We start from the raw sequence: 14,034 nt of genomic DNA, 5'->3' as shown, positions 1-14,034 counted from the left end.
GATGTCACGCGTGGCCGTGCCTCTCGGACGGCCGGGCGGCCGCGTTCCTGAGCCGCGCGTCCGGCTGTGTCGGGTTGGCTGTATCTGCGGGGGAGAACTTCGGTGTTCGGAATCATCAGACCGTGCCGGCATCGCCTGGGCGACGGCATGCGAACCGAGTGGATGGCGCATCTGTGCGGGCTGTGCCTGGCGCTGCGCGGGGAGTACGGCCAGTTCGCGCGGGTGGCCACCAACTACGACGGCCTGATCGTCTCGGTGCTGACCGAGGCGCAGTCGGAGCGCACCGGCGACGGGCGGCGGGGCGCCGGCCCGTGCCCGCTGCGGGGCATGCGCTCGGCGGACGTGGCCCAGGGCGAGGGCGCGCGGCTGGCGGCGACGGTGTCGCTGGTGCTGGCCGCGGCGAAGATACGTGACCATGTGGCCGACGGCGACGGCCTGTTGGGACGCCGTCCGGTCACGTTGGCGGCCCGCAGGATCGCCCACGGCTGGGACCGTGCGGGCGCCGCGGGCGGCGAACGGCTCGGCTTCGACACCGCCGTGCTGCTCGCCGCGGTCGACCGTCAGCCCGAGATCGAGCGGGCGACCGGCCCCGGCGGCTCGCTGCTGACGGTCACCGAACCCACGGAGACGGCGACCGCCGCCGCCTTCGCCCACACCGCGGTGCTCGCCGGCCGGCCCGTCAACGCCGAGCCGCTGGCTGAGGCGGGCCGCCTCTTCGGGCGGCTGGCGCATCTGCTGGACGCGGTGGAGGACCTGGACGCGGACCGGGGGTCCGGCGCGTGGAACCCGATCGCCGTGACCGGCGCGGACCGCGCCGAGGTACGCCGGCTGTGCGAGGACGCGGTGCATGGCATCCGACTCGCCCTGTCCGACGCCGAGTTCGTGGACGGTCGGCTGGTGCGGGCGCTTCTGGGCGGTGAGTTGGAACGTGCCGTCGACCGTGCCTTCGACCCTCGGCACCGACACCACCGGCACCGCTCTCAGGGCCGGGGCGTACGGATGCTGCCCTGGCTGGGACTCCGTCCGACGACGGAACCCGCCGCGCAGACCGGCACGGACGCGGCCTGCGGCGTCGGCGCGCTCACGGACGCGACTCCCCAGGGCGCTCGGATGATGTCGGGCCGGCCGAGGGAGGGGGAGTGCAGGCGGTGCGGCCAGTGGCGCCGGCTGTGCGGATCCTGCGGCCTGTGCTCCCGCTGCTGCACCTGCGACGACGAGGGGCCGGACGACGGGGAGTTCCCGTTCGGCAACGACAACCGCGACGGCGGTTCGGGCCGCGACGGTTCCGGGGGCGACGGCTGGTCCGGCGGCTCAGGCGGCGGCAACTCGGGCGGCTACAGCGGCGGTTCGGGCGGCGGCGGCCATGGTTCCGGCGGCCACGGCTCCGGCGGCTCGGGCGGTTCGGGGGGCGGTTCGGGCGACGGCTGCGGCTGCGGTGGTGGCGGCTGCTGCAATCCGTGCAAGTGCTGCTGCGACTGCTGCGACTGACGTCGCGGTCGGGATCAGGTCATGCCTCCCTGTCTGGACGTCTATGTGTGGGTGCCGGGGTGCAGGCCCGACGTCCTCCGAACCTTCATCGACCGCCACGTCGACACGGCCGACCCCGGTGACGAGCGGCTGCGCGCCTTCGTAAGGACCCATGTCGTGGGGGAGCCGCACGAGGGTGACGCCGAGGCTCTCGCCGAGCTGCGGTCGGGCGACGGCTCCGGCAGCGGCTTCGCGCTGTACGTCCGGGCGCGTGCGTTCTACGGGGCCGTCATCGCGCTGACGCACGACGGCGCGACCGTGCTGGGCCTGAGCATCGACGATCCCGACGGCTCCCCCCGGACCCGGGACACGGCTCGCCACCTCCTCGACCGGCTCCGCCGGGAGTTCTCGGCCCCGGCCGGCATCGCGGGCGTGGAGGTGCCGCCGCCTCGTACCCGCGCGGAATGGGAGGAGGAGCCGGTCGAGCTGCGCATCGGCCGGGTGCCACCCGGTCGGGGGCATCCCGCCGAGGCGAGGGGCCCGGACGGCACCGGGCCGGGCGGCGGGTGAGGACGGTGCCGCAGGAGCCGTTTCGGGCTTCCAGTCCGGGGCGGGCCCGGCGGCACCGCGCGTCCGGCCGGCGGAGCGGGGGCCGCGTCAGGTCACGGGGTCGAGGAAGGTGAGCACCGAGGCGTCCTCCTCGATCAGCGGGGCGAGGGCCGCGTTGAACGGGCCGCCGTACGGGGCTTGGATGTGGGCCCGGAAGGCGTTCTCGTCCCGGTACACCTCGAAGATCCAGAAGGCGCGGGGGCGGGACGCCTTGGTGTAGACGTCGAAGGTGATGTTGCCTTCCTCCTCGCGCACCTTCTCGGCGTACTCCACGATCAGGCGGGTGACCTCGTCCTCGGTGCCCTCGCGGGCGGTGAACTCGGCGAGCAGGGTCTTGTTCACGGTGCGGTGCCTCCGGGGTCGGGGGTCGGTTCGGGGGCCGGTCACGGGCGGAGTGACGTCCTCCCGGGGCCGTCGACGTCGACGCCGACCGGATGTCATCGCCGACTCATGTCATCGATGACATCGCGTGGCCCGATGATGGGGTGAGTCCGGCCGGCGCGTCAACAGTCCGGCCGCGCCGCCGGGTGGCCGGCGCGGCCGGCCGTCAGACGAGGTCGGCCGCGGTGACCTGCGTCAACTGGCTCTCCCACGGCGGGTTGGGGCCCACGACCGAGCAGGTCAGGGCCGCGACCCGGACGGCGAAGCGGCACGCCTCCGCGACGTCGTCGAGGCTCAGCCGCGTGAGCCGGCCGCCGAGGAGACCGCGGGCGCCGAGGTGGTGCAGCAGCCCGGCGGTGAAGGAATCGCCCGCCCCGACCGTGTCGGCGACCGGTGTCCGCACGGCGGACACCCGCACGCGCTCGCCGTCGAGCGAGGCCAGTACGCCGTCGGCGCCGCGCGTGATCACGACGAGCCGCGCGCCGGCCGCGTGCCAGATGTCGCAGGCCTGCTCGGGCGCGGTGCCCGGCAGCAGCAGTTCCAGGTCGTCCTCGCTCAGCCGCAGCACATCGGTGAGGGCGCACCAGTGGGCCAGCCGGGCGCGGTAGACGTCGGGCCGCACCAGCAGCGGGCGGACGTTGGGGTCGATGCTGATGGTCGCGGCGGGGGCGGCCGCCGCCAGGAAGTCCTCCACCGCCGCCGCGCCGGGTTCCCGTACGAGGGCCAGTGACCCGGTGTGCAGACAGGCCGTGCCGGACAGGTCCACCCGTGCCAGCTCCGCGGCCGACCACTGCCAGTCGGCCGTGTTCTGGGCGTGGAAGGAGAACGCGGCCTGTCCCTGGGAATCCAGTTCCGCCACGGCCAGCGTGCTGGGCTCGGCGGCCTGGACGGCACTCGACAGGTCCACCCCGGACGCCTCCAGATGGGCCCGGAAGAGGCGGCCGAACACATCGCCGGACAACCGTGCGAGGAAGCGGGCCGGGGTCCCCAGCCGGGCCAGGGCCACGGCCGTGTTCGCGGGACCGCCGCCCGGCATGACGCGCAGGGCGAGTTCGTTCGAGGCGCTGGAGGGTTCGGCGAAGGCGTCCGCGACGCACTCTCCCAGAACGGTGATCTGACGCGGGCTCATGAGCTGCTCTTCTCTGACGAACGAACGGGCCTTCCGGACGCGCCCCGGCACCGCTGCCGGACGGCCGCGGGGGCGACGGGCGCCTACGTTGCCGATTTGTGACGAGTGCAGGGCATTGACGTTTCCGGGAGACGGAGTCCATCATCCTGGCCAGGCGGTGTCAACGATGACATAAGTCAACGATGACACCCCCGGACGGTACGCACCGAACCTGATCCCGTGCCGTCCGCTATCCCACAGGAGTCGCACATGTCTCGTACCGCTCGCCTGTCCTCCTCCCTCGTCAGAACCGCCGCCGTCGCGGGCGTCGCGGCCCTCACCCTGACGGCCTGCGGATCCGGCTCGGGCTCCAGCTCCACCGGCTCGGGCTCGGGCTCGGGTTCGGGCGAGGTCAAGGTCGGTCTGATCACCAAGACCGACACCAACCCGTTCTTCGTGAAGATGAAGGAAGGCGCCGAGAAGGCCGCGGACGCCGAGGGCGTCAAGCTGATGACGGCGGCCGGCAAGTTCGACGGCGACAACGCCGGTCAGGTCACCGCCATCGAGAACATGGTGGCCGCCGGTGTGAAGGGCATCCTGATCACCCCGAGCGACTCCAAGGCCATCGTGCCCGCGATCGAGAAGGCCAAGGCCAAGGGCGTCCTCGTGATCGCCCTGGACACCCCCACCGAGCCCGAGAGCGCCGTCGACGCCCTGTTCGCCACCGACAACCTCAAGGCGGGCGAGCTGATCGGCGAGTACGCCAAGGCCGCCATGAAGGGCAAGACCGCGAAGATAGCCGCCCTCGACCTCGCGCCGGGTGTCTCCGTCGGCGTCCAGCGGCACAACGGATTCCTCAAGGGCTTCGGCGCCACCGACAAGGACGTCGCCTGTGCCCAGGACACCGGCGGCGACCAGGCCAAGGGCCAGACGGCGATGGAGAACTGCCTCCAGAAGGAGCCGGACATCAACGTCGTCTACACGATCAACGAGCCGGCCGCGCTCGGCGCGTACACCGCGCTCAAGGCCAAGGGCCGGGAGAAGGACGTCCTGATCGTCTCCGTCGACGGTGGCTGCACCGGCACCCAGGCCGTCAAGGACGGCAAGATCGCCGCGACCTCGCAGCAGTACCCGCTGAAGATGGCCGCCGAGGGCGTCAAGGCCGTCGTCACGTACGCCAAGGACGGCAAGAAGGCATCCGGTTACACCGACACGGGCGTCACCCTGATCACCGACAAGGCACAGGACGGGGTCACCTCCAAGGACACCGCCTACGGCCTGGAGAACTGCTGGGGCTGAGCCGCCCCCCGAGGCCGTACGACTCGGCCTCACCCTTCAGCGGGGCGGCCGTCCCCTCCCTCCGACCGGGGCGGCCGCCCGCCCGTCCTCCTGTCCGCCGATCTCCCCGATCAGCGCGGGCGACGACCTCTGTCTTCCGACAAGGACTTCGCATGACTGCCACGACCACACCTCCGGGCACGTCCTCGCCGTACGCCGAGCTCAAAGCACCGAACACTGCCCGCAGGCTGCTCACGGCACCGACCACCGGCCCGCTGGTCGCCCTGCTCCTGGCCTGCGCCTTCTTCTCCCTCTCCTCCGACCAGTTCCTCACCGGCGGGAACTTCTCGCTGATCGTGCAGCAGGTCATGGTCGTCGGCACCCTCGCCATCGGACAGACCCTGATCATCCTCACGGCGGGCATCGACCTGTCGTGCGGTGCCGTGATGGCGTTCGGCAGCATCATGATCGCCAAGATGGCCGCCGAGGGCTCCCTGCCCCCGCTCGCCGCCATCGCCCTGGGCCTGGTCGTCTGCGGCGGCTTCGGACTGCTCAACGGGCTGCTGGTGCAGAAGATCCCGCTGCCGCCGTTCATCGTCACCCTCGGCATGCTCAACGTGGCGTTCGCCCTGACCCACATCTACTCCGAGGAACAGACCGTCACCAACCTGCCCGGCCCCCTCACGGCCCTCGGGCAGACCTTCCCGCTCGGCAAGACCGACATCACCTACGGCTCCCTGGTCACCATCGCCCTGTTCCTCCTGCTCGCCTACTCGTTGAGCAGCACCGGCTGGGGCCGCCACGTCTACGCCCTCGGCAACAGCCCGGAAGCGGCGCGCCTGAACGGCATCCGCACGGGCCGGCTCACCATCGGCGTCTACACCGTCGCCGGCATCCTCTACGGCATCGCCGCCCTGCTGCTCATCTCCCGCACCGGCGTGGGCGATCCGCAGGCCGGGCAGACCGACAACCTCGACAGCATCACCGCCGTGGTCCTCGGCGGCACCAGCCTCTTCGGCGGCCGCGGCTCGGTGCTCGGCACGTTCATCGGCGTCCTCATCGTCGGTGTCTTCCGCAACGGTCTGCAGCTGATGGGCGTCGCCTCCATCTACCAGACCCTGATCACCGGCGTCCTGGTGATCCTCGCGGTGACCGTCGACCAGATCTCCCGGAAGAAGGCCCGATGACCGCCACCAGCACCGTCACGCCCGTTCTGCAGGCCCGCGGCCTGGTCAAGCGCTACGGCCACGTCACCGCCATCGACGGCGCCGACTTCGACCTGCTGCCCGGTGAGGTCCTCGCCGTCATCGGCGACAACGGGGCGGGCAAGACCAGCCTGATCAAGGCCCTCACCGGAGCGGTCACCCCCGACGCGGGCGAGATCCGCCTCAACGGTGAACCGATCACCTTCTCCGGACCGCAGAGCGCTCGCGCCCACGGCATCGAGACGGTCTATCAGGACCTCGCCGTGGCCGCCTCCATGGACATCGCCTCCAACATGTTCCTCGGACGCGAACTGCGCCGGCCCGGTGTCCTCGGCAGCGTCTTCCGCATGCTCGACAAGAAGCGCATGCGCGACGAGGCCGCCGAACACATGGCCGACCTGAAGATCGGTCTGCGCTCGCTGACCCAGTCGGTCGAGACCCTGTCCGGCGGGCAGCGCCAGGCCGTCGCGGTCGCCCGCTCCGTGGCCTGGGCCCGTTCGGTCGTCGTGATGGACGAACCCACCGCCGCCCTCGGCGTCAAGGAGTCCGGTCAGGTCCTCGACCTCATCCGCCGGGTCCGCGACAAGGGTCTGCCGGTCGTCCTCATCAGTCACAACATGCCGCACGTCTTCGAGATCGCCGACCGCATCCACGTCCACCGGCTGGGCCGGCGGGCCGCCGTGATCAAGCCCTCCGACTACTCCATGGCCGAGGTCGTCGCCATCATGACCGGTGCGCTCACCGTCGACGAGGCCGGGGATACTGTCGTAGCGGATTCCGCGGCGGCGAAGGCCGCGGGCGTCCAGGCCGACTGACGCCGCCACGATTTCGAGACACTCACAGGTTCCGGCCGAAGGCCGCGGCCGGAACCGACGAGCGCAGGGAGACCGTTCCTCCATGGCAGCGAACCGCCGCCCCACCCTGGCCGACGTCGCCCGCGAAGTGGGCGTCAGCGCCAAGACCGTCTCCCGTGTCCTCAACGAGGACGGACCCGCCTCCGCCCAGACCCGGGAACAGGTGATGGCCGCCGTGGCCAAGCTGGGCTTCCAGCCGAACCTCATGGCCCGCAACATCCGGGTCGGCGGACCCGACACCACCGTCGGACTGGTCATCCCCGACCTCGGCAACCCCTTCTTCGGGGCCGTGGCCAGCAGCATCGAGGACACCGTCCGCGACCGGGGCCTGACCCTGCTCATGGGTTCCAGCGCCGACGACCCCGACCGTGAACGCGCCCTGACGGACAAGTTCCTGGCCCGCCGCATCAGCATCCTCATGGTCGTGCCGTCCGTCGGCGCCGACCACTCCCACCTCAAGTCCCACCGCGCGGCCGGGCTGCCCGTGGTGTTCCTCGACCGTCCGGGAGCGGCCCTGGCCACGGACCATGTCGTCAGCAGCAACCGTACGGGTGCCCACGACGGCGTCGCCCACCTGATCGCCCACGGACACCGCCGCATCGGCTTCATCGGAGACCTGCCCACCAAGCTGTACACCCGCCGCGAGCGTCTGGCCGGCTACCGCTCCGCCCTCCAGGAGGCCGGCCTCCCCGCCGACCGCGCTCTGGTCACCAATGCCCACGACCAGCGCGGTGCCTCCGTCGCCACGTCCCAACTCCTGGGCCTGGCCGATCCCCCCACCGCCCTGTTCGCCGGGAACAACATCGTCGCGCTGGGGATAGTGACCGAACTCGCCCGCACCGGACGCAAGGACGTGGCGGTCGTCGCCTTCGACGACGTGGCCCTCGCCGACGCCCTGGAACCGGCCCTGACCGTCGTCGCCCAGAACGCCGAGGAACTCGGCAGAACCGCCGCGACCGTCGCCCTGGCCCGCCTCGACGGCGATCGCACCCGCGCCCGCACCATCACGGTCCCCACCCGCCTCATCGTCCGCGGCTCGGGGGAGCGGCCCGCGCCGGCACCGCGGACGGCGTGAGGCGGGGCCGTCTTCCCCGACCGGGCGCACGCCCCCCGAGGCCGGTGGTGCGGCGATGAGCCGCGGCCCTCAGGCCGCCATCGCCGTCGTCGTGTTCCGCAGGCGTACGCCCTTGTTGAAGCGGCGGAGCAGCAGGAACGCGGTGGTGGCGAGGCCGGTGAGGAGGCCGAGCCAGATGCCCACGGTGTCCCAGCCCGTGGCGAAGCCGAGGAGCAGCGCGGCGGGCAGGCCCACGAGCCAGTAGCCGACCAGCGTGATGCGGAAGCCGCCCTTGGTGTCGTCGAGGCCGCGCAGGAGGCCGACACCGATGTTCTGGGCGCAGTCGAAGAACTGCATCACCGCGGCGATCAGCAGAAGGCTCGTCGCGAGGTCGGTGGCCGTCCGGCTCTCGCCCTCGAAGAACGGGGCCAGCACCAGATGCGGCACAGCGGCGTACAGGAGTGCCACGACCGCCATCACGGCGGCGGCGCACGCCAGGGCGGTGGACTTCAGCCGCTGGGCGGCCGCCGTGTTGCCGAGGGCGAGTTCACGGCTGACGCCGAGGGACGCGGCGTGGGAGAGGCCGACGGCGATCTGGAAGACGATGTAGACGAGCTGGTTGACGGCGGTGTGCGCGGCCAGCGCGGCCGTGCCGAAGCTGCCCACCAGCAGGGCGACGACGGAGAAGAACCCCGCCTCGGAGCCGTAGGTGGCTGCGATCGGCGCGCCCAGGCCGGTGAGGCGGCGCAGGGTGGCCGGGCGGGTCTTCCAGATGCTCAGCGACAGCACCGGCGCCAGCCGGGGATCGCGCCGGGCCGAGAGGTACAGCGCCAGGAACGACAGCGCGTACACGGAGGTCGTGGCGAGCCCGATGCCCGGCAGACCCAGCTTCGGCAGGCCCCAGGTGCCGTGGATGAAGACCCAGTTGAGGCCGGCGTTGACGGCGATCGAGGCGATGGTGATGCGCAACAGGGCCTGCGGGCGGCGCATGCCGACGGTGAACTGCCGTATCGCCTGGAACCACAGGCAGGGCAGCAGTCCGGGCGCCAGCGCGTACAGGACGGGCTTCGCCGCGTCGACGACGTCCGCGTCCTGGCCGAGATGCACCACGGCGTGCCCGATGCCCACCATCAGCAGCGCGCCCGCGAGACCCGCGAGCGTGGACAGCAGCAGGCTCGCCCGGACCAGGTCCCGGACCTCCTCGTGGGCGGCCTCCGCCGCGCCGGCGTCCGCCTCCGTGCCCTGGGACTCGGTGCGCGCGTCCGCCGCGGCGACCTGGTTGCCGACGGCGGTCACCAGGCCGACCCCCATGGTCCGCAGCTGGTTGAAGATGACCAGCGCGAGACCGCCGGCGGCCAGGGCCTCGGTGCCGAGCAGGCCCATCATGATCGTGTCGGTGGTGGTGAGCGCGACCTGGGCGAGCTGGGTGAGCGCGAGCGGGACGGCGAGCGTCGCCAGGGCGCGGCTGTCGGTGAGGAGACGGGTCAGGGCGGGTGGCATCAGGTGGTTTCCTGCGGGGACTCGGGTGCTGTGGTGCGGCGGAGCTTGGTCAGCAACTCGTCGATCTCGCGCTCCACCCGGGGGGAGAGGAGAGCACGGGCGGCCATCCAGTCGTCGTCGAAGACGGTGTCCATGTACTTCTCCCCGCCGTCGTTGATCAACGCGACCATAGTGGTGCCGGGCGGCAGTGCGGACAGCCGGGTCAGGGCTTCGTGCACGACGCCGCCGGCCGAGCCGCCGAGGAGCAGTCCGGTGCGCCGGGCGACGGCTCGCGCGGTGGCGAACGCCTCGACGTCGCCGACCTTCACGCCTTCGTCCAGCAGCGAGTAGTCGACCATCGCGCCGATCGTGGCGCCCTCGGGCGTGCCGGTGCCCGACTGGTGGTAGTCGTGCGCGGGCGGTCCGAACGCGATCGACCCCTTCGGTTCCACGCCGACGATCCGCAGTCCGGGCACGGTCTCCCGCAGCGGGCCCCCGGTCCCGAACAGTCCGCCGCCGGTACCCACCGCGCCGATGAGGATGTCGATACGGCCGTCCAGCGCGGCGTGGAGTTCCCGGGCCACCGGGTGGTAGCCGACGCCGTTGGCCATGTTGTTGTGCTGCTCGGTGAAGTAGGCGTTGTCGGACTCGGCGGCCAGCTTCTCCGCGAACTCCTCGCGGGCGGCGGTGGCCAGGTCCCCGTCGCCCTCCTCGGCGACGTACACCAGCTCCGCGCCGAGGGCCTTCATCGCACGCAGCTTGTCGACGGCGGCGTGGTGGTCGACGACGGCGGTGAAGGTGTAGCCGCGCTCGGCGGCCACGACGGCCAGGCCGAGCCCGGTGTTGCCGGAGGTCGACTCGACGATCCGGCCGCCGGGACGCAGCAGGCCGCGTTCCTCGGCGTCGATGACCATCTGCCGGGCCATGCGTATCTTGGCGGTGCCGGTCGGGTTGAACTGTTCCAGCTTCAGCAGCAGCCGGGTGTCGCTCTCCGTGCGGGCCAGCTCGAACAGCGGGGTGGCGCCGATGAGTTCGGAGACCTGCCGCACGACGGGCGGCCGGTACAGGGGGTCGTCCATGGAGGGCTCCTGGGGGGTGCTCAGTGGGGGTGGCGGTCGAGGCGCCAGCGGAAGGGGGAGGCCGAGGGCTCGACGACGACCTTCGGGGGCAGCGGGAGGTCGTGGAACGGCGACTCGTTGGAGTCCATCTGGTATCCCGCCGTGTTGAGGTACACGAGCAGGTCACCGGCGGCCGGCCGCAGGGGGAAGGGGACCTTCCGCCAGGTCAGCATGTCCGACTCCAGGCAGGTCGCCGCCCCCACGCAGGCCGGGTACGGTCCCGCGTCGGCCCTCGGGCCGGTGCCGGCCGGCACCAGCACCGGATCGGGCAGGAACTCGCTGTCGAACCACTGCTCCGAGAGGCTGAGGCTGCTGCCGTCGACCGTGAGGAGCGCGTAGCCGTCGCGTTCCTTGACGCCCTGGATCCGGAAGACGGTGAACCCGGCCTGGTCCAGCAGGGCCCGGCCCGGTTCGACGAGCAGGGCGACACCGGCCGCCCGCAGCAGCCCGGCGAGGGTGGTGCCCTCGCCCGAGCCGGTCGGGGTGGCCGTCAGGATCGTCCGCAGGGCGTCGGCGCCGGCGACGGGGGAGTGGTACGGGTAGAAACCCCCGAACGACTTCTCCGCATGGAAGTGCTCGGGGCGCCTGCTCTCCTCGAACCGTAGCCACTCCTCGGCGCCGACGTAGTCCACGGCGAAGCCGCCGCCGATGCTGATCCGGTCCGCACGCAGCCCGAGTTCGCGGGCACGCGTGCACAGGCCGATCAACTCGGCTGCCAGGTCGGTGCGTTGCCGCGTGTCGTAGCCGGAGAGGTGGAAGCTGAAGCCCTCCATGTCGACGGGGCCGGTGACGCACCGCCCAAGGGCCTGCTCCAGCTCGCCGTCGTCCAGGCCGAAGCGGCTGTGCGGCTGCTGCGGGGGCAGTCTGCGCAACAGCACCCGTGCGGTGCGCCCGAGGTCCGCCGCGAGCGACAGGACGCGGTCCAGTTCGTCGAGCGCGTCGACCGCGACGAGAGCGCCCTGGAGCACGGCCACGCGCAGCAGGTCGTCCGCCTTGGCGGGGCCGGTCACCACCAGGTCCTCGCCCCGGACGCCGGCGGCCAGGGCCTCGCGCAGCTCGCCCTGACTCGCCACGTCCACGCCCAGTCCGGCCACGGCGGCCCGCTCGGCGTGGACGGCGGCCTTGTTGGCCTTCTTCGCGTAGTACACCCGGCCGTCCACGCCCGCCTCGGCGAACGCCTGGCGGAAGGCGGCCGCGTTGGCGTCGAACCGCTCCGGCAGCAGCACGTGGTACGGGCCGCGCAGGCCGTGGCTCAGCTCGTGCAGCAGCGCGTCGCCGAGCAGGGCCCGCACCTCGGGCGTGGTGTGGGAGGGGAGTGCCGCCGTCACTTCCACAGGGGCACCGCCGTGCCCAGGCCCTGGGCGAGGGCCAGTTGGGCGAACCGGTGACCGAGGGCGATGTCGGTGACGACGAGCCCGCTGTTGTAGGCGAAGATCCGCTGCCCGGCGTCGGTGCGGCCCTCGGCGCGGCCGGCGAGGACCTCGGGGAACTCGGCGTCCACCTCCGGCAGTTGTCCGTCGGCGTCGGCCATGTCCACGCCGGTGACCCGCATCTGCGCGGCGCTGGTGGCGATCACCCGGTCGGCGCGGTGCAGGGTCGAGGGCGCGATGCCGTAGCCGATGAGCACGGACAGGGCGGCGGGCTTGAGCCACTCGGCGTCCACGGAGGCGGGGGTGTTGGGGCCCGCCGTGGCCAGCACGATGTCCGCGTCCCCGGCCGCCGCCCGCAGATCCGTGACGACCTCCAGCTCACGGTCGGGGAAGTGGGTGCGCAACTGCTCGCGCACGGCCTGTATGCCGTCCGGATGCGTGCCGAAGAGCATCAGCCGCTCCAGGTCGGGCAGCGTGGTCAGCAGGAACGGCAGGGCGAGCCGCCCCTGTGTGCCGGTGCCGACGACCAGGGCGCTGCGGGCGCCGGGCGCGGCCAGTTCGCGGGCCAGCAGTGCGGAGACCGCCGGGGTCCGCAGGGCGCCGACCCGGCCGCAGTCCAGCATGGCGACCGGCAGTCCGCTCTCGTCGTCGTAGAGCGTCAGCGTCGTGTAGTAGTGCTGCTTGTCTCGGTCCTCGTGCAGTCCGTACTTGTACGAGGTCTTCACCGCGACCACGCCGCGCACGCCGTCCCGGCCGAGCATCGCGTACGCCACCGAGTGGCCGTCCTGCGGTTTGACGGTGAGCTTGCGGGGGTTGTCGGACTGCCCGTCGGCGAGGGTGCGGTAGGCCTGTTCCACCACGGACACGACGTCGGCGAGGGAGATGTCGATTCCGGCCACGTCGCTGGTGCTGAGAATGCGCAGGGTCGTGTCGTCGGGCGTCATCGCGGTTCCTCCGGTGCTGTCGATGCCGGTCATGCGTGGGCCTCCACGGCGGCCTGCCCGTAGCCGTGCTCCGACTCCTCGGCGGGCGGCCGCGTCCGGCGGCCCTTCGCCCGTACAGAGGAACGTTTCAGCCAGCGGTCCGTGCCGTCGTACCGGGCCTTGAAGGGGACCCGTCCGTGCACGACCAGGTCGTTGTCCACGACCAGGACCTCGCCGGGCTCCAGGCTCACGGCCACGCTGACGCGGGCGAGTTCGTCCTCCAGGCGGGCGTAGGCCGCGCGGTGGTCCTCGGGCGCCTGGTCCAGCGGGGTGTAGGCCGGGTCGAAGCGCAGGGTCAGACCCTCGCGCGACTGCCACAGGGTGGGCACGGGCGGCGGGTCGCCCTGGTACGCCCGGGCCTCCTCGTAGGCGTCGTCGGGGAGGATCGGCAGCACCGGGCGGCTCAGCAACTCCACGTCGGCGTCCGAGAGTTCGACGTTCCTGATGCCGGCGGCCGTGGTGGCGACGGAGTCGGGGTTGCGCATGCACCCGAGGATCAGCAGATGGGCGCGGCCCGGATGGAAGGCGTCCTCGGTGTGCGGGCTGAGCAGCACGCTGCTGCTGGCGCCGGTCTGCTCCTCCTCGTGGCCGGGGCTCGGCACGATGTTGTGCACGAAACGGCCGTCCTGCTGTCCCTCCCAGGCGATGGGGGTGCCCATGACCGTCGACAGCAGGAGCAGGACCACGTCGTGGACGGCTCCGGCGTTCCCGGCGGTGGACCAGTGGTCCGGGGTGGGGCCCACCGCGTCGTCGTCGACGTGCAGGCCGCGCAGGACGAACAGTCCGTCGGCGGTGTCGACGGGACGGCAGGCGTGGCGGATCGGTTCGCTCAACGAGGCGGCGACGGCCGGGACCCTGGCCAGCAGGCCGGGGTGGGTGGAATCGCCGTCGTGTGCGGCGAGAAGGGTGTGGGCGGCGGCGGTCAGTTCCGCCGCCGAGTCGCTGTCGAGCAGGCGTACGGGAGTGCTACCCGTGGGCATGGGGGGTCCGTCCGTTCCGGTGCGGAATGCGTGTGCGGGCGCGGTGCGGTGATCTGCGGGTGGGGCTGTGTCGAGCGGTCGACGGGCATGGCGAAGAAGGCCGCCCGGGAGGGGCCGCGTGGTCGGGTGCGGCTCCGGTCGACCTCCG

At 72.2% G+C, this 14,034-nt stretch carries 13 protein-coding genes; 6 read left to right on the top strand and 7 right to left on the bottom strand.

The window, feature by feature from the left end; all coding sequences use genetic code 11:
* Nucleotides 1-102: 102 nt before the first annotated feature.
* Together ACZ6BB_RS22110 and ACZ6BB_RS22105 are read left to right on the top strand one after the other, a co-directional pair.
* Nucleotides 103-1,488, top strand: coding sequence for a DUF5685 family protein (locus ACZ6BB_RS22110; protein ID WP_471616854.1), 1,386 nt, complete (start codon nucleotides 103-105; stop codon nucleotides 1,486-1,488).
* A gap of 21 nt (nucleotides 1,489-1,509) precedes the next feature.
* Nucleotides 1,510-2,037, top strand: coding sequence for a hypothetical protein (locus ACZ6BB_RS22105; RefSeq protein ID WP_471616853.1), 528 nt, complete (start codon nucleotides 1,510-1,512; stop codon nucleotides 2,035-2,037).
* A gap of 87 nt (nucleotides 2,038-2,124) precedes the next feature.
* On the opposite strand, the gene ACZ6BB_RS22100 is transcribed toward ACZ6BB_RS22105, so the two are convergent.
* The gene (locus tag ACZ6BB_RS22100) at nucleotides 2,125-2,418 is read right to left on the bottom strand and encodes a putative quinol monooxygenase (RefSeq protein ID WP_471616852.1); all 294 of its coding nucleotides are present in this window, start codon (nucleotides 2,416-2,418) and stop codon (nucleotides 2,125-2,127) included.
* Between the two features lie 205 nt (nucleotides 2,419-2,623).
* Nucleotides 2,624-3,586, bottom strand: a complete 963-nt coding sequence (locus ACZ6BB_RS22095) for a carbohydrate kinase family protein (protein WP_471616851.1) — start codon at nucleotides 3,584-3,586, stop codon at nucleotides 2,624-2,626.
* Nucleotides 3,587-3,835: 249 nt separating this feature from the next.
* On the opposite strand from ACZ6BB_RS22095, the gene ACZ6BB_RS22090 reads away from it, so the two are divergent.
* The 4 genes from ACZ6BB_RS22090 (at nucleotide 3,836) to ACZ6BB_RS22075 (ending at nucleotide 7,977) form a co-directional block, all read left to right on the top strand.
* Entirely contained in the window at nucleotides 3,836-4,864 is a 1,029-nt protein-coding gene (locus ACZ6BB_RS22090; protein WP_471616850.1) for a substrate-binding domain-containing protein, read from the top strand.
* Between the two features lie 152 nt (nucleotides 4,865-5,016).
* Entirely contained in the window at nucleotides 5,017-6,030 is a 1,014-nt protein-coding gene (locus ACZ6BB_RS22085; protein WP_471616849.1) for an ABC transporter permease, read from the top strand.
* The gene (locus ACZ6BB_RS22080; RefSeq protein ID WP_059078042.1) at nucleotides 6,027-6,863 is read left to right on the top strand and encodes an ATP-binding cassette domain-containing protein; all 837 of its coding nucleotides are present in this window, start codon (nucleotides 6,027-6,029) and stop codon (nucleotides 6,861-6,863) included. Before ACZ6BB_RS22085 ends, ACZ6BB_RS22080 begins: the two co-directional genes overlap by 4 nt.
* A gap of 82 nt (nucleotides 6,864-6,945) precedes the next feature.
* Nucleotides 6,946-7,977, top strand: a complete 1,032-nt coding sequence (locus tag ACZ6BB_RS22075) for a LacI family DNA-binding transcriptional regulator (RefSeq protein WP_471616848.1) — start codon at nucleotides 6,946-6,948, stop codon at nucleotides 7,975-7,977.
* A 69-nt stretch (nucleotides 7,978-8,046) separates the two neighbouring features.
* On the opposite strand, the gene ACZ6BB_RS22070 is transcribed toward ACZ6BB_RS22075, so the two are convergent.
* From ACZ6BB_RS22070 to ACZ6BB_RS22050, 5 genes are read right to left on the bottom strand one after another with little or no spacing between them, the layout of a single operon-like run.
* Nucleotides 8,047-9,456, bottom strand: a complete 1,410-nt coding sequence (locus ACZ6BB_RS22070; RefSeq protein WP_471616847.1) for an MATE family efflux transporter — start codon at nucleotides 9,454-9,456, stop codon at nucleotides 8,047-8,049.
* Nucleotides 9,456-10,514, bottom strand: a complete 1,059-nt coding sequence (locus ACZ6BB_RS22065) for a cysteine synthase family protein (RefSeq protein WP_471616846.1) — start codon at nucleotides 10,512-10,514, stop codon at nucleotides 9,456-9,458. The genes ACZ6BB_RS22070 and ACZ6BB_RS22065 overlap by 1 nt, the downstream gene beginning before the upstream one ends.
* Nucleotides 10,515-10,534: 20 nt before the next feature.
* Nucleotides 10,535-11,881, bottom strand: coding sequence for an alanine racemase (locus ACZ6BB_RS22060; RefSeq protein WP_471616845.1), 1,347 nt, complete (start codon nucleotides 11,879-11,881; stop codon nucleotides 10,535-10,537).
* On the bottom strand, nucleotides 11,878-12,900 hold the full coding sequence (locus ACZ6BB_RS22055; RefSeq protein ID WP_471616844.1) for an ornithine cyclodeaminase family protein: 1,023 nt from the start codon (nucleotides 12,898-12,900) through the stop codon (nucleotides 11,878-11,880). Before ACZ6BB_RS22055 ends, ACZ6BB_RS22060 begins: the two co-directional genes overlap by 4 nt.
* Nucleotides 12,897-13,886 (bottom strand): TauD/TfdA family dioxygenase, encoded by a 990-nt coding sequence (locus ACZ6BB_RS22050; protein WP_471616843.1) that lies wholly within the window; start codon nucleotides 13,884-13,886, stop codon nucleotides 12,897-12,899. The genes ACZ6BB_RS22055 and ACZ6BB_RS22050 overlap by 4 nt, the downstream gene beginning before the upstream one ends.
* Nucleotides 13,887-14,034: the final 148 nt, after the last annotated feature.

It is taken from the genome of Streptomyces sp. NPDC041108 (genome assembly GCF_055592645.1).
The sequence above is the reverse complement of the archived record's forward strand: the minus strand, read 5'-3'. Positions and strand labels throughout refer to the sequence as shown.